The organism is Polaromonas sp. YR568 (genome assembly GCF_943372955.1).
In the GTDB taxonomy this organism is placed as follows: domain Bacteria; phylum Pseudomonadota; class Gammaproteobacteria; order Burkholderiales; family Burkholderiaceae_C; genus Polaromonas.
On sequence record NZ_CALSAL010000002.1, the window covers coordinates 146,778 to 162,566 of the forward strand.

Here is a 15,789-nt window from a genome sequence, read left to right on the forward strand (position 1 = left end):
CGGAGCCGTGGAACCGGCCTTGGCCAGTCCCGAGCTTGTTGAAGGGCTAGGCCACAGGCGGGGACCCTTTCGGCAACCGCAGGGGCGGTGTCTTTACCAGTGGAGCCGTGGAACCGGCTTCGCCGGGCCACAGGCGGACGGCCCCCGAGGGGCTGACGACCGCGGCTCCAAACCTGCCTGCGCAGGTTTGGACGGGAGGAAGAGCCCACGCCTCAGGCGTGGGCACGTACAGGGAGCCACACGAAGTGGGGGGAGCGTGGAGTCGATAATCTGTTTATGGGAATCAGTCAGTACATCAAGGAAATCGGCCGCGGCAAAGACGGCGCACGGGCCCTGTCGCGCGAGCAGGCAGCAGACCTGCTGGGCCAGGTGCTTGACGGCCAGGTCACCGACCTCGAAATCGGCGGCTTTTGTCTTGCCATGCGCATCAAGGGCGAGACGCCGCAGGAAATGGCCGGCTTTCTCGATGCCATCCATCAGCGCCTTCAGAGAGTGCCGGCTGGCGACAAGCCTGTTGTAGTGCTGCCCAGCTACAACGGTGCGCGCAAGCTGCCTGTGCTGACACCGCTGCTCGCCCTGCTGCTGGCACGTGAAGGCATGCCAGTGCTGGTGCACGGCACACCCACCGAATCGACACGGGTGTTTGCCTCCGAGGTGCTGCTGGCACTGGGCATTCCGGCGCAGACCACGGTGCAGCCCATTGCGCCGGGCACCGCGCAGTTTGTCCCCACCGAAGTGCTGCTGCCCGCGCTGAAACGGCTGCTGGACGTGCGCCGCGCCGTAGGCCTGCGCAACCCGGCGCACAGCCTGGTGAAAATCATGAACCCCTGCGCAGGCCGCAGCCTGATCGTCAGCAGCTACACCCACCCCGAATATGCGGTGTCGATGGCACACACCTTCGAGCAAATCGGTGCAGATGCCCTGCTGCTGCGCGGCACCGAAGGCGAGGTGGTAGCCGATGCGCGCCGCATGCCGCAGATGGACGGTTTTCTGGCAGGTCAACGCACCCTGTTGCAAGAGACACAGTCGGGCACACTCGCATCGGTGCCCGACCTGCCTCGCACCGTGGACGCCGCTGTCACAGCGGCTTACATTCAGGATGTGCTGGCCGGCGAGCAGCCCGTACCCGCCCCGATTGCAAGGCAGGTGGAACACATCTTGCATCTCGCATCGCAGATCACAATCACACCATGAACCACGGAAAAGTCACTCTCGTCGGTGCAGGTCCCGGCGACCCGGAACTACTCACACTCAAGGCGCTCAAGGCAATCCAGAGCGCCTCGGTGCTGCTGGTCGATGATCTCGTGAGCGACGAGATCGTGGCCTTCGCGCCGGCCGGTGCGCGCATCGTGCATGTGGGCAAGCGCGGTGGCTGCAAATCCACGCCGCAGGCCTTCATTGAAAAACTCATGCTGATGGCCGCCCGCGAAGGCGAATCGGTGGTGCGCCTCAAGGGCGGCGACCCGTTCATCTTTGGCCGGGGCGGCGAAGAAGTCGAACACCTGCGCGCTGCAGGCATTGCGGTGGAGGTCATCAACGGCATCACCTCCGGGCTGGCGGCCGTCACGTCGCTCGGCGTGCCGCTCACCCACCGTGAACATGCCCACGGCGTAGTCTTCGTCACTGGCCACGCCAAACCCGGCGACGAAGGCACCGACTGGCGCGCACTGGCCGCCACAGCACACAGCGCCCGTTTGACGCTGGTGATCTACATGGGCGTGAGCGGTGCCGAGCGCATTCAGTCCGATCTGCTGACCGGGCTGCCCGCCACCACCCTGGTGGCGGTGGTCCAGAGCGCATCGCTGCCGTCGCAGCGTCACATCACCACCACGCTGGGTGAACTCGCGCAAGCCATCAAGCAGGCAGGCTTGGCCAGCCCCTCGGTGATCGTCGTGGGTGATGTCATCAGCGGCGTGGCGCTGGCTGCAGCACATCCTGACGCCTCAAAGAACGCGCGGGTCGCCTGAATCCGGAGCATGCCAGCCACAGGGCCGGCATCAAACGCGGGGCTACACTTTCGGCTTTGCCACGCCGAAGAAACACCCCGCCATGAAGCTTGTCGCGGACACCCCACTCCCTGCTGAACAGCACCGCGAAATGGCCATCGGGCCACACTGGAGCCGTGCTTGACCCATCACTTTGACGCCGTGGTCATCGGCGCTGGTGCGGCCGGTCTTTTTTGTGCCGCGCAGGCGGGTCAGCGCGGGCTGAAGGTGCTGCTGCTCGACCACAGCGAGAAGGTGGCCGAGAAAATCCGTATCTCGGGCGGCGGGCGCTGCAACTTCACCAACATCGGCACCACGCCGGTCAACTTTCTTGGCGAGAACCCGCACTTTTGCCGCTCGGCCCTGTCGCGCTACACACCGCAGGACTTCATCGCCCTGCTGCAACGGCACCAGATTCCGTTTCATGAAAAGCACAAGGGGCAGCTGTTTTGCGACCGCTCGGCGGAGGACATCATCAACATGCTGCTGGCAGAGTGCGATACCGGAGGGGTCACCCGCTGGCAGCCCTGCCAGGTGCGGGATGTGTCCAGTACCAGCGATGCCGACGCGCCGCTCTACCGCATCGACAGCGACCGCGGCCTCATCAGCACACCGCAACTGGTGATTGCCACGGGAGGCCTTTCGATCCCCAAGATCGGCGCCACTGATTTCGGCTACCGCATTGCTCAGCAGTTCGGGCTGCGCATGGTCACACCCCGCCCTGCGCTGGTGCCGCTCACCTTCGACGCCGAAGCCTGGCTGCCTTACGCCCAGTTGGCCGGGCTCGCCCTGCCGGTGCTGATCGACACCTGTCCGGCTGACGCCACGCCCAAACACCGCAAGAAGGCGGTGGTGTTCGCGGAAGACCTGCTCTTCACCCATCGCGGCCTCAGCGGGCCGGCGGTGCTGCAGATTTCCAGCTTCTGGCAGGAAGGCCAGCCCATCCACATCAACTTGGCGCCGGGGGTGGACCTGCCCACCCTGCTGCTGCGGGCCAAGGCCACCTCCAAAAAGCTGATCGCCAACGAGCTGGCCAGCCTGGTGCCCAACCGGCTGGCAGACACCTGGACAGCGCAAAACCCGGCACTGCAACGCCCGATCTGCGACGCGACCGACAAGTCCCTGCAAAGCCTGGCCGGGCAACTGGCCGACTGGACGCTGCTGCCAAATGGCTCCGAAGGCTACCGCAAGGCCGAAGTCACGGTGGGCGGGGTCGATACGCGCGATTTATCTTCACAGACGATGGAATCGAAGCAAAAAGGCCTCTATTTCATCGGCGAAGTGGTCGACGTGACCGGCTGGCTGGGCGGTTACAACTTCCAGTGGGCGTGGGCAAGTGCACACGCCTGCGCCCAGGCTTTAACCACCACCCCCGTCTAGGCTCACTGCGTGTAGCCTGTTCCCCCCTCGGGGGGCGGCGCCTGCGGTCTGGCAAAGCCAGCCCCGCGGCACCTGCTGGTTTGCGCAATCCGGACCCTTCACACAAGCAGGGGCACCTCGGGAGAGGCAGCGGCTTTGCCCTCACCAGCGGAGCCGTGGACCCGGCTTTGCCGGGCCACAGGCGGACGGCCCCCTCGGGGGGCAGCGAACCACACGAAGTGGGGAGCGTGGGGGTGCTATAATCTCAGGCTTTGCTAGCAAACCCGCGTCTGGCCTGATCCTGATCAGATCATCAACGGCGCACCCTTTTGGATCAATTCATCAATGACCACCATTCGTGTAAAAGACAACGAGCCATTTGATGTGGCTCTGCGCCGCTTCAAGCGCACCATCGAAAAACTCGGCCTGCTGACAGACCTGCGTGCGCGCGAGTTCTACGAGAAGCCCACCGCCGAGCGCAAGCGCAAGAAGGCAGCCGCCGTCAAGCGCAACTACAAGCGTATCCGCTCGATGCAGTTGCCCAAGAAGCTGTACTGATTTTCAGTCCTGCCTCACGGCAACAAAAAGCCCGCACGAGGACGCTCTGCGGGCTTTTTCATTTTTCAGACCTCTTCTTTCCACACCCATCCGCCGCCTCAGGAGCACGCAATGTCCCTCAAAGACCAGATCACCGAAGACATGAAAACCGCCATGCGCGCCAAGGACTCGGAGCGCCTGGGCACCATCCGCCTGCTGCTCGCCGCCCTGAAGCAAAAAGAGGTTGATGAACGCGTGGTGCTGGACGACGCGGCCGTCGTCGCCATCGTCGACAAGCTGATCAAGCAGCGCAAGGACTCGCTCGAAGCCTTCCAGAAAGCCGAGCGCAAGGACCTGGCCGACAAGGAAGCCGCCGAACTCACGGTGCTGCAGGCCTACCTGCCAGCACGCCTGAGCGCCGAAGAAGTCACCGCCGCCGTCAAGGCCATCGTCGCAGAAGTAGGCGCCAGCGGTCCGGGCGACATGGGCAAGGTGATGGGCGCCGTCAAGGCCAAGTTGGCTGGCAAAGCCGACATGGGGCAGGTATCCGCTGCGGTAAAGGCTGCTCTGGCTGGCTGAAAAAGCGAAACCCAAGCGCCGCCCGCCCCCACGGCGGATTGCAGTGGCCTGTGTCTGCACCAGCGGAGCCGTGAAACCGGCTTAGCCGGACCACAGGCGGACGGTCCCCTCTGGGGGCAGGGAGTTACGCGAAGCGAACGACCGTGGGGGTCAGATCAAGACCCCGCCACCTTCATCCGGTTCACCAGGATGGACCCGACGGTCTTCGCGCCATAGTTGTAGGCATCAGCGCCCACCGCCTCAATGCCCATCAGCATGTCTTTGAGGTTGCCAGCAATCGTGATTTCCTCCACCGGGAAAGCGATGCGGCCGTTCTCGACCCAGAAGCCCGACGCGCCGCGCGAGTAGTCGCCCGTCACGTAGTTCACGCCCTGCCCCATCAGCTCGGTGACGAACAGGCCGCGACCCAGTTTGCGCAGCATGGCTTCAAGATCGTCGCCGGCGCGGGTGTGCCGGCTGGTGAGCGTGAGATTGTGCGAACCACCAGCATTGCCGGTGGTGCGCATACCCAGCTTGCGGGCTGAATAGGTGCTGAGGAAGTAGCCTGCCACCCGGCCAGCGTCCACCACCTTGCGCGCCTGGGTTTTCACGCCCTCTTCGTCAAACGGCGCACTGCCCTTGCCTTTGCGCAGGTGCGGGTCCTCCACGATGTCGATGTGCTTCGGAAACGCCGGCTTGCCCAGGCTGTTCAGCAAAAAGGTGCTTTTGCGGTACAGCGCCCCACCGCTCACCGCCTGCACAAAGCCGCCCAGCAGGCCAGCAGCCAGTGGGGACTCGAACAGTACCGGGCATTCGGTCGTCGGGATCTTGCGGCTCTTGAGCCGTGCCAGTGCACGCTCTGCGGCGTAGCGGCCCACGGCTTCAGGCCGTGCCAGCTCGGTCGCATCGCGCATGGAGCTGTACCAGGCGTCGCGCTGCATCTGGTCGCCCTTGCCGGCTATCGGTGCCACCGAGATGCTGTGGCGCGAGCTGGCATAGCCACCGCGAAAGCCTTTGGTGTGAGCACTGAAAAAATGGCTTTGCTGGGCCGACACGCCCGCACCTTCGCTGTTGGTGATCAGGCGGCTGGTGCCCAGGGCTGCCGACTCGCATTGCAGCGCCAGTTGGGCGGCCTCTTCAGAGGTGATGGCCCAAGGGTGAAACAAATCCAGCGCCGGGTGCTGGCGGGCAATATCGCGGTCATCGGGCAGGCCGGAGGTGTCGTCTTCCGCCGTGAAGCGGGCGATGTCGTACGCAGCCTTGACGGTCTGTTGAATGGCGGCGGTGGAGAAATCACTGGTGGCCGCATTACCGCGCTTCTTGCCGATGTACACGGTGATGCCCAGCGACTTGTCGCGGTTTCGCTCGACATTCTCCAACTCGCCCTTGCGCACGCTCACCGACAGGCCGCAGCCTTCAGACGCTTCAGCGGCCGCATCGGTGGCGCCGAGCTTCTTCGCGTGGTTGAGCGCGGTGTCAACGAGGTCCTCAAAGAAATCGCGGTGGTAGCTGAAGCCGGACTCCGGCTGGCGTGACACGGTCCGTGGTGCGGCGTGTGAGGTGCTGGCCGAACGCGGGGACACGCGGGATGTCTCTGGGGAGGTCGCTTTGGAGGTCATATGGGTAGCTATGATACTGACTGACATGAACAACAAAACCACGAAGGCGATTCCCAAGGCCATCAAGGGCTATTGGTCCAACGGCCGATTCATCAAGCCAGAGGAAATCGCACTGGAGTCGGTAGGCCCGCCCAGCAAGACCCAGCTCAAGGCAGAGGCCGACGAAAAACAGGCGCTCGGCGAAGCGCTACTGACCCTGCGCGCCGACCTGATGGCGCGCCTCGATCTGCCTGAAAAACTGCGCGATGCGATTGCCGATGCGAAACGCATCACCAACTTTGAAGGCAAACGCCGCCAGATGCAGTACATCGGCAAGCTGATGCGCCCGCTCGACCCGGAGCCGATCCGCGAGGCCATCAACGAACAGCTCAACGGTTCGGCAGAACTGACGCTGGCCCTGCACTTGGCCGAGCAGTGGCGCGACAGACTGATTGCTGACGACGACGCTCTCAGTGCCTGGCTTGCAGAACACCCCGACACCGACTCGCAGCAGCTGCGCGCGCTGATCCGGCAGGCCCGCAAGGATGCCAAGCCCGAGAAGCCGGGCGAGGCACCGCGCCACGGCAAGTCCTACCGCGAAATCTTCCAGCTGGTCCGCCACGCCATGCAGGACACCGACACCCGCGAACCAACAGAGCCACCAGACCCGGCATGACTGCAACGATGAACAACAACCCGTTTGATGCCGTCAGAATCGGCATCGTCTCAGTGAGCGACCGCGCCTCTACCGGTGTGTATGTGGACAAAGGCCTGCCCGCCCTCAAGGAATGGTTGACCCGCGCCTTGCGCAATCCGCTCACTTTTGAAGAACGCCTGATCCCCGACGAACAGGCGCGCATCAGCGCCACACTGATCGAGCTGGTCGACGCCGGCTGTTCGCTAGTACTCACCACCGGCGGCACCGGCCCCGCCCTGCGCGACGTGACGCCCGAAGCCACGCAGGCTGTGGCCCACAAGGAAATGCCCGGCTTCGGTGAGCAGATGCGCCAGATCAGCTTGAAGTTTGTGCCCACGGCCATTCTTTCGCGCCAGTGCGCGGTGATCCGGGACAAGAGCCTGATCCTCAACCTGCCCGGCCAGCCGAAGTCGATTGCAGAAACGCTGGAAGGCCTTAAGAACGAGGCCGGCGAATCTGTGGTGCCCGGCATCTTCGCCGCCGTGCCGTACTGCATCGATCTGATTGGCGGCCCCTACCTTGAAACCGATGCCGCCGTTTGCAAGGCCTTCCGCCCCAAGACAGCGATTCGCACCTTTCCCGCATGAACACCGCTGCAAACTCCGCCAGAAACACTGCAGCCCGGATCGCTGAAGGCAGCCTGCAGGCCAGCGATGAAATTCGCCAGACGCTGGACCGCATTCAGGCCAGCCAATCCAGCGTGGGTGCATTCACCGCCTGCCTGGAGCTGCCCACAGCGCTCCAGCAACTGGGCGCCATGCAGGCCAGCGGCATCGGGCCGCTGCAAGGTGTGCCAGTGGGCGTCAAGGACATCTTCGACACTCGCGACCTGCCCACTGTCTATGGCTCGGCGCTGTACACCGGCCCGGCACGCAGCGATGCCGCCATGGTCAGTGCCATCCGCCGTGCGGGCGGTCTCGTCATTGGGAAGACCACCACCACCGAGTTCGCTTTTCTGAACCCGACAGCCACCCACAACCCCCGCGCACCGGGCCATACGCCCGGTGGTTCGTCGGCCGGCTCGGCGGCCGCTGTGGCGGCAGGCCTGGTACCGCTGGCGATTGGCACCCAGACCGGTGGCTCCATCGTGCGCCCCGCGTCTTACTGCGGCGTGGTCGGGTTCAAACCCAGCTTTGGCCTGCTGCCCACGCCCGGCTTCAAATGCTTCTCGTGGTCGCTCGACACCGTGGGGCTGTTTGCCAACAGCGTGGACGACGTGGCTTGGTTTTCCGAAGCGGTCAGCGGTCACACACTGCAACTGGATGGCGCCACACCCCGCACCAGGCCCTGGGTGATCGGCGTGCCGGATGCCTACCCTTGGGGCGAAGTCACACCCAGTGCGCGCAAGGCACTGGACCAGGGTTGCCGCGCACTGGAAGTAGCTGGCGCAACAGTCCAGCGCATCACGCTGCCTGGCTGGATGCGGGACGTTTTCGAGGCGCAGGACGTCATTCAGGGCTATGAAGTCTGGCGCGCGCTCTCGCGCGAGGTGGACGAGCATGCCGAGGCCTTGTCACCCATCCTGCGCAACTACCTGCTGGCTGCACGCGACATCACGCCACAGGCCTACGAGGCCGCTCATCAACTGGCCACCCAGGCGCGTCACGATCTGCTGGCATGGATGGCGCCGTGGGATGCCGTGATGACGCCCAGCGCACCTGACGAAGCACCGGCCGGCTATGGCAGCACGGGGGCATCCAGCTTCAACCGGGCCTGGACACTGCTGGGCGTGCCCTGCATCAATGTGCCCGGAGCAGTGGGTGTGAACGGTTTGCCGATGGGGCTGCAGGTCATCACCGGTGTGCGCACCGATGCGATGTGCCTTCAAGTCGCTGCGTTTCTCGAAGCCGCACTGAAGCGTTGACGCTACGACGGCCGGGCACCCGCATTGAGGTGCCTGCGGCCTGCTACTTACCCACCAGCTGATTCAGTTTGTCGGCCTGAAAGGTCTCTTTCAGCGCGGCATCGGTCGGCACGCAATCTTTGGTGCTGTGGGCCTGCTGGCTGGAAAGCTTTTCAATCGCCTGCCAGAGCAGCGAAATCTGGTGTTCCTGCCCGGCCGCGTTGTCAATCAGGCCGCGCATGGCCTGCGACAGCGGGTCGTCGTTCTGGGTGATACCGTAGGCCGAAAAGCCCATCTGGCTGGCCGCCTCTTCGCGCTTCACGTCCGCATCGGCCTGGATGATGCGCGCCGGATTGCCCACCGCCGTGGCGCCTGCTGGCACCGGCTTGACCACAACCGCGTTCGACCCCACGCGCGCGCCGTCGCCGACAGTGAAGCCACCCAGCACCTGCGCACCGGCGCCCACCACCACATCACGGCCCAGCGTCGGGTGGCGTTTGGCGCCCTTGTAGAGCGAGGTACCGCCCAGCGTCACACCCTGGTAAATCGTGCAGCCGTCGCCGATCTCGGCGGTTTCGCCGACCACGACACCCATTGCATGGTCGAAAAACACCCGCTCGCCAATCTTCGCGCCCGGGTGAATTTCAATGCCGGTCAGTCCACGCGTGACGTGCGAGATGAATCGCCCCAGCCACTTGAAGCCATGGTTCCAGCACCAGTGGGCGCGGCGGTGCAGCACCACCGCATGCAGACCGGGGTAGCAGGTCAGCACTTCCCACGCCGTGCGCGCGGCCGGATCCCGGTCAAGAATGCATTGAATGTCAGAGCGGAGTCGGGAGAACATGCGCAGAGTCTACCGGCACGGGGCGTGTTCTGCCGACGCCCGGATCACCGCCCTATTGACACTCATGAAAGTCAGACAGAACTGACAACTGCAGCCATTCGCGGCCATTCTTTTGGGCTATAACGAAGGAATTGCCGATTTCGGAATTCTCACCAAAGGAAACCACGATGGATGCCCGTTCCACTGACCAGGCGAAATGGAGTCACACGGATGTCGCCAGGCTGCTGGTTTCACACAACGGCCTGGTCGAGCTGGGGCTGGAAGAGGCCCTCATCATCGTGCGGCGCATGCACACCGTCTCGGTCAAACGGGACGCAGTACTGGTTCAGGAAGGGGCGTCGAACAGCAACTACATGCTGCTGGTGCTGCGCGGCGAAGGCGTGGTGCACAGTGAAGGCCTCAAGCGCGCCGATGCGCTGGTGTTTGGCATGGTGTCGGCGGGCCAGATCATCGGCGAGATGGGGCTGCTGGACGGCGAAATGCGTTCAGCCACCGTCACCGCGTCGACCGACATGGATGTCGCGGTGCTCGACAAGGACGCCCTGACTCAACTCATCGCCCACGAGCCGGCGGCGGCCTGCAAGCTGCTGGTGACGCTGCTGCAACGCACCTCACGCCGTCTGCGTGCCAGCAACCGCAAGCTTCGCCTGATGGCGCAGGTCAACCTCAAGCTGGAAGAGGAACTTGGCATGACACCTGCCGGCGCGCCGTCGCGGCCTGCTGCACCTGCGCTGCCTGACAACCCGTTGATGTTCTGAGTCGGTGATGCTCTGACACCACCGGCTGGCAGTATCCCGCAGGCCGTCACGCTTTGGGCGGCTCGGCAACAGCCGCTTTCTGCAGCATGGCCTTGGCCACGCCCCGCAGGATGTGAATCTCCTCCGGGCTCAGGCTGGCGCGGTTGAACAGCTGGTTCAGGCGCGGCATCAGTTTCTTGGGAGCCGCAGGGTCCAGAAAATCCACTGCGACCAGCGCCTCTTCCCAGTGGCGCAGCATGGCCGCCACTGCAGCCGCATCGGCCTGCGCGGGTGGGGAGGTCGCCGACTGCACCGCGAACCCGCCCAGCGCCTGCCGCCAGTCATAGGCAATCAGCTGCACAGCTGCCGCCAGATTGAGCGAGCCAAAACACGGATCGGTCGGGATGCTGAGCGCTACATGGCAGCGGTAGACATCGTCGTTCTGCATGCCGAAGCGCTCGGAGCCGAACAGGAAAGCCACAGACTCCGGCCGGGCAGCGGCGTCCGGCCCTTCAGGCGCTGACAGCAACTGCGCGAAGTGATCCCGCGGCGCGCGTGTCGGAGGACCAAAATCACGCGGCGTCATCGCGGTAGCGCAAAGATGCGTCATGCCGTCCAGCGCCTCATCCAGCGTGGGCACGATGCGGGCGTTTTTCAGCACATCGAGCGCGCCGCTGGCCCGCTGGATGGTTTCCTCCCGGTTGAGCACATTGGCCCAGCGCGGCGCCACCAGCACCAGATCATCAAAACCCATGGTTTTCATGGCGCGGGCGGTGGCGCCCACATTGCCGGCATGGCTGGTGTGGATCAGGACAAAACGGGTTTTCATGCGGGATTCATACGGGATTTCTGGCCGGGGCCACTGAGCGGGTGGCAGGCAGCGCGGAGCCGGTAAAATGGCGTTATTGTCGCTTGACACCGTCCTGCCCCGCTATTGAGCGGCCACGCAGCTCTGCCCGCTCTTTCTTATCTTTTATGTCCAGCAATCTCCACCCCATGCTCAACGTGGCCATCAAGGCTGCGCGCGCCGCAGGCGCCATCATCAACCGCGCCGCGCTGGATGTGGAGTCGGTCCGCATCTCGGTCAAGCAGACCAACGATTTCGTCACCGAGATCGACCAGGCCGCAGAAGCCGCCATCATCGAAACGCTGCTCACCGCCTACCCCGGCCACGGCATCCTGGCCGAAGAATCCGGCAGCGAGCATGGCGCCAAGGATTCCGACTTCGTGTGGATCATCGATCCGCTGGACGGCACCACCAACTTCATCCACGGCTTTCCGGTCTATTGCGTCAGCATTGCGCTGAGCGTGAAGGGCAAGATCGAACAGGCCGTGGTGTACGACCCCACCCGCAACGACATCTTCTGCGCCACCAAAGGGCGCGGCGCCTACCTGAACGACCGCCGCATCCGCGTGGCCAAACGCACCCGCCTGCAGGAATGCCTGATCTCCACCGGCTTTCCCTACCGGCCGGGCGACAAACTCAAGACCTATCTGAACATGCTGGGCGAAGTGATGAGCCAGTGCGCCGGCGTGCGCCGACCGGGCGCGGCCGCACTCGATCTGGCCTACGTGGCCGCAGGCTACAGCGACGGATTTTTTGAGAGCGGCCTCAAGCCTTGGGACGTCGCCGCCGGCTCGCTGCTGGTCACCGAAGCAGGTGGCCTGATTGGCAACTTCACTGGTGAAGCCGATTTCATGGACCACGGCGAGTGCCTCGCCGCCAACCCGCGCATTTACGGCCAGATGGTGGCCAGCCTGGGCAAGTACAGCAAGTTTGCCGGCGCTGGCGACAAGGCCGTGGTGCGGCAGGCCGTGCAGGACAGCCACAACGCGCCTGCTGCCGATGCCGAATCCGCACCGCCAGCTAAAGCAACGTTGAAGTCCCGTCGCGTGAAGGCTGACTCACCGGAGTCGCCCAACGCACCCGAAACACCGCTGCCCGACGCGCCGTTCTGACCCTCTGCCGGGCACCAGCGGTGCGCAGTCACCGCGAACAGTTATCGTGAACAATCATCGCGCCGGATAACACCAGGCGCGCTTCAGTCGAAGATATCGTGCAGCCAGGAGCGCTTGCGACTCTGGTAGTAGCGCTGCCCACTGCGGTAATCCGAATCCTCGAAGTCAGGGTGCCGGCCTCTGGGGGCCATGGAGCCCGCAGGCGCCTGTACCGCTGCGGGTGCCTGTGGGGCAGGCGCAGCGGCGGCGGAAGTCGCCCGCTCCAGCAATTTGTCCAGCTCGCCTCTGTCAAGCCAGATCCCGCGGCAACTGGGGCAGTAGTCAATTTCGACGCCTTGCCGCTCACTCATCGTCAGGGTGGTGTCGGGACAGGTGGGACATTTCATGAAAACCTCCTTGAGATGTGTTGCAAAGTACCTCTTACTGAGTGCTTGAGGGGCCGTAAGTTCATTGGATGTTGTCAGCTGTGGCGCATCTGCCGCAATCACTTGTCGACCTCACGGCCCGCACGGCGATGCAGGATCCGGAAAAAGACCACCTCCGGAAAAACAGATAATTTGCTCAATGCAGTCACAGAAAACCTGATTCAACGTATCTGACCATGAGCACGCCCTTCAACTACAAGCACCTCTACTATTTCTGGGTCGTGGCGAAGGAAGGCGGCATCTCGCGTGCGGCCGACAAGCTGGACATGGCTGTCCAGACGGTCAGCGCACAGGTGCGTGAGCTGGAACGCTCGCTCGGCCATTCACTGCTCAAACCGGCCGGTCGCGGGCTAGCCCTGACCGATGCAGGGCTGGTCGCTCTGCAGCAGGCCGATCTGATTTTCCAGCTGGGCGAAAAGCTTCCGGACCTGGTTCGCGATGCAGAAAGTACACCGGCTGTGCGCCTAGCGGTCGGCATCTCAGATGGCCTTCCGAAGCTGGTGGTGCGCCGCCTGATGCAGCCTGTCGTGACCGAACAGCACCTGCGCCTGTTGTGCCATGAAGGGGAGTTCGACGACCTGCTGGGCGATCTGGCCCTGCATCGGCTGGACCTCGTGCTGTCCGACCGCCCTGCGCCAGCCAACCCGAACATCAAGCTCTACAGCCATCGCATGGGCTCATCCAACATCGCCTGGTACGGCACCGCCGACATGGTCAAGGCCGCCGCGGAAGATTTCCCCCACAGCCTTTCCAGGATGCCCCTGCTGTTGCCCACCGCGCAGACGGCCGTGCGCACGCGCATCGACCACTGGTTCGAGCAGCATGCCATCCGGCCGCGCATCGTGGGCGAGTTTGAAGACAGCGCGCTGCTCAAGACCTTTGGCGCCAGCGGTATGGGCCTGTTCCCGGCGGCAGAGTGGGTGCATGACGATCTGCTGGCCCACTATGCGGTGCAGCGGCTGGGCTCCTGCCCTGGGGTGACAGAGTTCTTCTTTGCGATTGGCACCGAAAAGAAAGTGCTCCATCCGCTGGTGCAGCGCCTGCTGCAACCAGCGCTCTGAGAGGCCAGTCAGGCGCTGCGTCACTGAACTGGGTCTTTGGACGCGGCAGTGACCTCGGCTCCAGACTGGGGCTTTGCGCTGCGAACGCTCAGCCACATGGTTGCTGCCAGGATGCCCACCACCACGCCCAGCGATACGCCCACTGGAATCTTGTACACATCGATCAGGCACATCTTGGTGCCGATGAACACCAGAATGATGGCCAGTCCGTAGTTGAGCAGGTGGAACTTCTCGGCGACCGCAGCCAGCAGGAAGTACATGGCCCGCAAGCCCAGGATGGCAAACACGTTGCTGGTCAGAACAATGAACGGGTCGCTGGTGATGGCAAAAATGGCAGGGATAGAGTCGACCGCGAAGATCACATCGGTGAGCGCAATCAGGCAGATCACCATGAACAGCGGGGTGGCGATTTTCTTGCCGTTTTCAACCGTCCAGAACTTCTCGCCATCGTAGTTCTTGCTCACCGGCAGCACCTTGCGCAGCAGTTTCAGGGCCGGGTTGTCATCCAGGTCGGGCTCCTGGCCGGCAGCCAGCCACATCTTCACACCCGTGAGGATCAGGAAACCGCCGAACACATACAGGATCCAGTGGAACTCGGCCAGCAGCCAGCCACCCACCAGAATCATGATGGTGCGCAGGACGATGGCGCCGACGATCCCGATCATCAGCACCCGTTTCTGGAACTCCGGAGGGACAGCGAAGTAGGTGAAGATCAACAGGAAGACGAAGATGTTGTCGACCGCCAGCGACTTCTCGATCAGGTAGCCCGTGAGGAACTCCAGCGATTTGGTGTTGGCGATTTCGACCGAGCCGGTGGTGTCTCTGACCGCCCACCAGAACAGGCAGTTGAACAGGAAGCTGAGCGCAATCCAGACCAGCGACCAGTTGAGCGCCTGTTTCACGCCAACACCCTGTGCGCCCTGTTTTTTGAGCACCACAAAGTCGATGAAGAGCGACACCAGTACGATCACGACAAAGATGGCCCAAAGCCAAAGGGGAGCAATTGTTTCCATGATCAGCCTTGCAAGTTTGAAATCAGTCACCCGCCGTGCGGGGGTGCGCATGTGTGCAGCAGCCTAAGGCTCGCTGCACGCGTTGCCGCAAGTTTAATCAAATAACACCATGTTTATGCTGATTGATTTATCATTTAACTTCGAAAAAACAAGAATATTTTTGAGCTTTTTCCTGACTCTGGTATTCCGCCGCAGGCGACAATACGGCATGGATTTGAAACAGAAAGGCTGCCTGGCATGACAGGTCAACCCAAGGATTGGCGGGCCCGGCTCAACGAGGCCATGCCCAATCGCGACGCATTGGCCGCACACCCGTGGCTCAAGCCAGTCGCGAACCGGCTGCTTCATCCCCAGCTGTGGCGGCTCCAGCACGAGGCCGTGGCCCGTGGCGTCGCCGTGGGCATCTTCTGGGCCTTTGTGATTCCGTTCGCACAAATTCTGGCGGCAGCGGCCCATTGCAGCTTGTGGCGCGCCAACATCCCGGTCGCTGCCGCCATGACCATGGTGACCAACCCATTCACCATCGGCTTCTGGCTCTGGCTTGCCTACCAGGCTGGCTCGCTGTTTGTGGGCCCTTCCGTGCAAGTCAGTGAGGGCGCACCATCGTGGCTGGCAGAGTTTGGCTGGCCCACCGTGCTGGGCATGGGCCTGTTTGCGGTCGGCGGCGCCGCCGTCGGCTACGTCGTGGTCAAACTGGTCTGGCGCCTTCGCGTCTGGATGAAGCGGCGTGCGCGCCGTTGAGGCCGTTTTGGTGACCGAAAGACGGCGGGTCCACATGGGTTGACCCGTCCCGCACGGGTCGCGGATTCCCGCATCTGGCTTGCCATCGATAATGCAGGACGCAACCGCTGACAGGCCAGAAAAATACCCCACCAATCCATGGCTGATGACAAGAATTCGGGCAAAGCCAGGGACCTCGCCAAGGACATGGTGAAGCCGGCAGCCTCCCCCCACACGCCGATGATGGCGCATCATGTAGGTGACAAGAAGCTTCCCCCTGTAAAGCGCACTTTTTGGCCTATTTTCCGGGAACTGAGCTACAGATGCGATACGAATTTGACGTCGCACTTGGGCGCACTTTGCCGTCAACTTGAGACGCCCCGCATGAGCCAAAAGCGGCCTTAAACCACGCTCAAAACGAGCCCGCCACCCCCACCTCAGAGCACGCCTTCA

Annotated in this window: 18 protein-coding genes; 13 read left to right on the top strand and 5 right to left on the bottom strand. The window is 63.3% G+C overall.

Annotation, left to right across the window (positions count from 1 at the left end; translation table 11 throughout):
• The first annotated feature begins 276 nt into the window (after positions 1-276).
• The 5 genes from ybiB to AAG793_RS06615 all read left to right on the top strand — a co-directional run bounded on the left by ybiB (position 277) and on the right by AAG793_RS06615 (position 4,460).
• On the top strand, positions 277-1,194 hold the full coding sequence (gene ybiB, locus AAG793_RS06595; RefSeq protein WP_341905836.1) for a DNA-binding protein YbiB: 918 nt from the start codon (positions 277-279) through the stop codon (positions 1,192-1,194).
• Positions 1,191-1,967 (top strand): uroporphyrinogen-III C-methyltransferase, encoded by a 777-nt coding sequence (gene cobA / locus AAG793_RS06600; RefSeq protein WP_341905839.1) that lies wholly within the window; start codon positions 1,191-1,193, stop codon positions 1,965-1,967. The genes ybiB and cobA overlap by 4 nt, the downstream gene beginning before the upstream one ends.
• A gap of 159 nt (positions 1,968-2,126) precedes the next feature.
• The gene (locus AAG793_RS06605; RefSeq protein ID WP_341905842.1) at positions 2,127-3,365 is read left to right on the top strand and encodes an NAD(P)/FAD-dependent oxidoreductase; all 1,239 of its coding nucleotides are present in this window, start codon (positions 2,127-2,129) and stop codon (positions 3,363-3,365) included.
• Positions 3,366-3,689: 324 nt separating this feature from the next.
• Positions 3,690-3,902, top strand: coding sequence for a 30S ribosomal protein S21 (rpsU, locus tag AAG793_RS06610; protein ID WP_007872347.1), 213 nt, complete (start codon positions 3,690-3,692; stop codon positions 3,900-3,902).
• A 111-nt stretch (positions 3,903-4,013) separates the two neighbouring features.
• Positions 4,014-4,460, top strand: a complete 447-nt coding sequence (locus AAG793_RS06615) for a GatB/YqeY domain-containing protein (RefSeq protein ID WP_341905844.1) — start codon at positions 4,014-4,016, stop codon at positions 4,458-4,460.
• A gap of 155 nt (positions 4,461-4,615) precedes the next feature.
• On the opposite strand, the gene pmbA is transcribed toward AAG793_RS06615, so the two are convergent.
• The gene (pmbA, locus tag AAG793_RS06620) at positions 4,616-5,977 is read right to left on the bottom strand and encodes a metalloprotease PmbA (protein ID WP_341907631.1); all 1,362 of its coding nucleotides are present in this window, start codon (positions 5,975-5,977) and stop codon (positions 4,616-4,618) included.
• A gap of 106 nt (positions 5,978-6,083) precedes the next feature.
• On the opposite strand from pmbA, the gene yjgA reads away from it, so the two are divergent.
• Genes yjgA through AAG793_RS06635 form a run of 3 tightly spaced genes read left to right on the top strand, consistent with a single transcriptional unit; the run spans position 6,084 to position 8,598 of the window.
• Positions 6,084-6,713 carry a ribosome biogenesis factor YjgA gene (gene yjgA, locus AAG793_RS06625; RefSeq protein WP_341905847.1) on the top strand — a complete coding sequence of 210 codons (630 nt, stop codon included), beginning with the start codon at positions 6,084-6,086 and terminating at the stop codon, positions 6,711-6,713.
• Complete coding sequence (gene mog / locus AAG793_RS06630) at positions 6,710-7,321, top strand: molybdopterin adenylyltransferase (RefSeq protein ID WP_341905849.1); 612 nt, start codon at positions 6,710-6,712, stop codon at positions 7,319-7,321. Before yjgA ends, mog begins: the two co-directional genes overlap by 4 nt.
• Positions 7,318-8,598 carry an amidase gene (locus AAG793_RS06635; RefSeq protein ID WP_341905851.1) on the top strand — a complete coding sequence of 427 codons (1,281 nt, stop codon included), beginning with the start codon at positions 7,318-7,320 and terminating at the stop codon, positions 8,596-8,598. The genes mog and AAG793_RS06635 overlap by 4 nt, the downstream gene beginning before the upstream one ends.
• Positions 8,599-8,641: 43 nt before the next feature.
• Here the strand turns inward: AAG793_RS06635 and cysE are convergent, their stop codons facing one another.
• Complete coding sequence (gene cysE / locus AAG793_RS06640) at positions 8,642-9,421, bottom strand: serine O-acetyltransferase (protein WP_341905852.1); 780 nt, start codon at positions 9,419-9,421, stop codon at positions 8,642-8,644.
• Between the two features lie 167 nt (positions 9,422-9,588).
• On the opposite strand from cysE, the gene AAG793_RS06645 reads away from it, so the two are divergent.
• Positions 9,589-10,179 carry a cyclic nucleotide-binding domain-containing protein gene (locus AAG793_RS06645; protein WP_341905855.1) on the top strand — a complete coding sequence of 197 codons (591 nt, stop codon included), beginning with the start codon at positions 9,589-9,591 and terminating at the stop codon, positions 10,177-10,179.
• A gap of 46 nt (positions 10,180-10,225) precedes the next feature.
• Here the strand turns inward: AAG793_RS06645 and AAG793_RS06650 are convergent, their stop codons facing one another.
• Entirely contained in the window at positions 10,226-10,987 is a 762-nt protein-coding gene (locus tag AAG793_RS06650; RefSeq protein WP_341905857.1) for an RNA methyltransferase, read from the bottom strand.
• 146 nt (positions 10,988-11,133) lie between these two features.
• Here AAG793_RS06650 and AAG793_RS06655 point away from each other — a divergent pair, with 146 nt between their 5' ends.
• The gene (locus AAG793_RS06655) at positions 11,134-12,117 is read left to right on the top strand and encodes an inositol monophosphatase family protein (protein ID WP_341905860.1); all 984 of its coding nucleotides are present in this window, start codon (positions 11,134-11,136) and stop codon (positions 12,115-12,117) included.
• Positions 12,118-12,200: 83 nt separating this feature from the next.
• Here AAG793_RS06655 and AAG793_RS06660 read toward each other — a convergent pair whose 3' ends face one another.
• Positions 12,201-12,503: a zf-TFIIB domain-containing protein gene (locus tag AAG793_RS06660; protein ID WP_341905863.1), complete on the bottom strand. Its 303-nt coding sequence runs from the start codon at positions 12,501-12,503 to the stop codon at positions 12,201-12,203.
• Between the two features lie 215 nt (positions 12,504-12,718).
• Here AAG793_RS06660 and AAG793_RS06665 point away from each other — a divergent pair, with 215 nt between their 5' ends.
• Positions 12,719-13,603: a LysR family transcriptional regulator gene (locus AAG793_RS06665; protein ID WP_341905866.1), complete on the top strand. Its 885-nt coding sequence runs from the start codon at positions 12,719-12,721 to the stop codon at positions 13,601-13,603.
• Between the two features lie 20 nt (positions 13,604-13,623).
• Here the strand turns inward: AAG793_RS06665 and AAG793_RS06670 are convergent, their stop codons facing one another.
• Positions 13,624-14,616, bottom strand: a complete 993-nt coding sequence (locus AAG793_RS06670) for a TerC family protein (RefSeq protein WP_341905870.1) — start codon at positions 14,614-14,616, stop codon at positions 13,624-13,626.
• 109 nt (positions 14,617-14,725) lie between these two features.
• Here AAG793_RS06670 and AAG793_RS06675 point away from each other — a divergent pair, with 109 nt between their 5' ends.
• Positions 14,726-14,857 (top strand): hypothetical protein, encoded by a 132-nt coding sequence (locus AAG793_RS06675; protein WP_341905874.1) that lies wholly within the window; start codon positions 14,726-14,728, stop codon positions 14,855-14,857.
• Positions 14,854-15,357, top strand: a complete 504-nt coding sequence (locus tag AAG793_RS06680) for a DUF2062 domain-containing protein (RefSeq protein WP_341905877.1) — start codon at positions 14,854-14,856, stop codon at positions 15,355-15,357. Before AAG793_RS06675 ends, AAG793_RS06680 begins: the two co-directional genes overlap by 4 nt.
• Positions 15,358-15,789 lie beyond the last annotated feature (432 nt).

What these genes read in the sequence shown, in the direction of transcription:
- ybiB (WP_341905836.1), top strand. Translation starts at nt 277, where the DNA reads ATGGGAATCAGTCAGTACATCAAGGAAATCGGCCGCGGCAAAGACGGC.
- cobA (WP_341905839.1), top strand. Translation starts at nt 1,191, where the DNA reads ATGAACCACGGAAAAGTCACTCTCGTCGGTGCAGGTCCCGGCGACCCG.
- rpsU (WP_007872347.1), top strand. Translation starts at nt 3,690, where the DNA reads ATGACCACCATTCGTGTAAAAGACAACGAGCCATTTGATGTGGCTCTG.
- AAG793_RS06615 (WP_341905844.1), top strand. Translation starts at nt 4,014, where the DNA reads ATGTCCCTCAAAGACCAGATCACCGAAGACATGAAAACCGCCATGCGC.
- yjgA (WP_341905847.1), top strand. Translation starts at nt 6,084, where the DNA reads ATGAACAACAAAACCACGAAGGCGATTCCCAAGGCCATCAAGGGCTAT.
- mog (WP_341905849.1), top strand. Translation starts at nt 6,710, where the DNA reads ATGACTGCAACGATGAACAACAACCCGTTTGATGCCGTCAGAATCGGC.
- AAG793_RS06635 (WP_341905851.1), top strand. Translation starts at nt 7,318, where the DNA reads ATGAACACCGCTGCAAACTCCGCCAGAAACACTGCAGCCCGGATCGCT.
- cysE (WP_341905852.1), bottom strand. Translation starts at nt 9,421, where the DNA reads ATGTTCTCCCGACTCCGCTCTGACATTCAATGCATTCTTGACCGGGAT.
- AAG793_RS06645 (WP_341905855.1), top strand. Translation starts at nt 9,589, where the DNA reads ATGGATGCCCGTTCCACTGACCAGGCGAAATGGAGTCACACGGATGTC.
- AAG793_RS06650 (WP_341905857.1), bottom strand. Translation starts at nt 10,987, where the DNA reads ATGAAAACCCGTTTTGTCCTGATCCACACCAGCCATGCCGGCAATGTG.
- AAG793_RS06655 (WP_341905860.1), top strand. Translation starts at nt 11,134, where the DNA reads ATGTCCAGCAATCTCCACCCCATGCTCAACGTGGCCATCAAGGCTGCG.
- AAG793_RS06660 (WP_341905863.1), bottom strand. Translation starts at nt 12,503, where the DNA reads ATGAAATGTCCCACCTGTCCCGACACCACCCTGACGATGAGTGAGCGG.
- AAG793_RS06665 (WP_341905866.1), top strand. Translation starts at nt 12,719, where the DNA reads ATGAGCACGCCCTTCAACTACAAGCACCTCTACTATTTCTGGGTCGTG.
- AAG793_RS06670 (WP_341905870.1), bottom strand. Translation starts at nt 14,616, where the DNA reads ATGGAAACAATTGCTCCCCTTTGGCTTTGGGCCATCTTTGTCGTGATC.
- AAG793_RS06675 (WP_341905874.1), top strand. Translation starts at nt 14,726, where the DNA reads ATGTTTATGCTGATTGATTTATCATTTAACTTCGAAAAAACAAGAATA.
- AAG793_RS06680 (WP_341905877.1), top strand. Translation starts at nt 14,854, where the DNA reads ATGACAGGTCAACCCAAGGATTGGCGGGCCCGGCTCAACGAGGCCATG.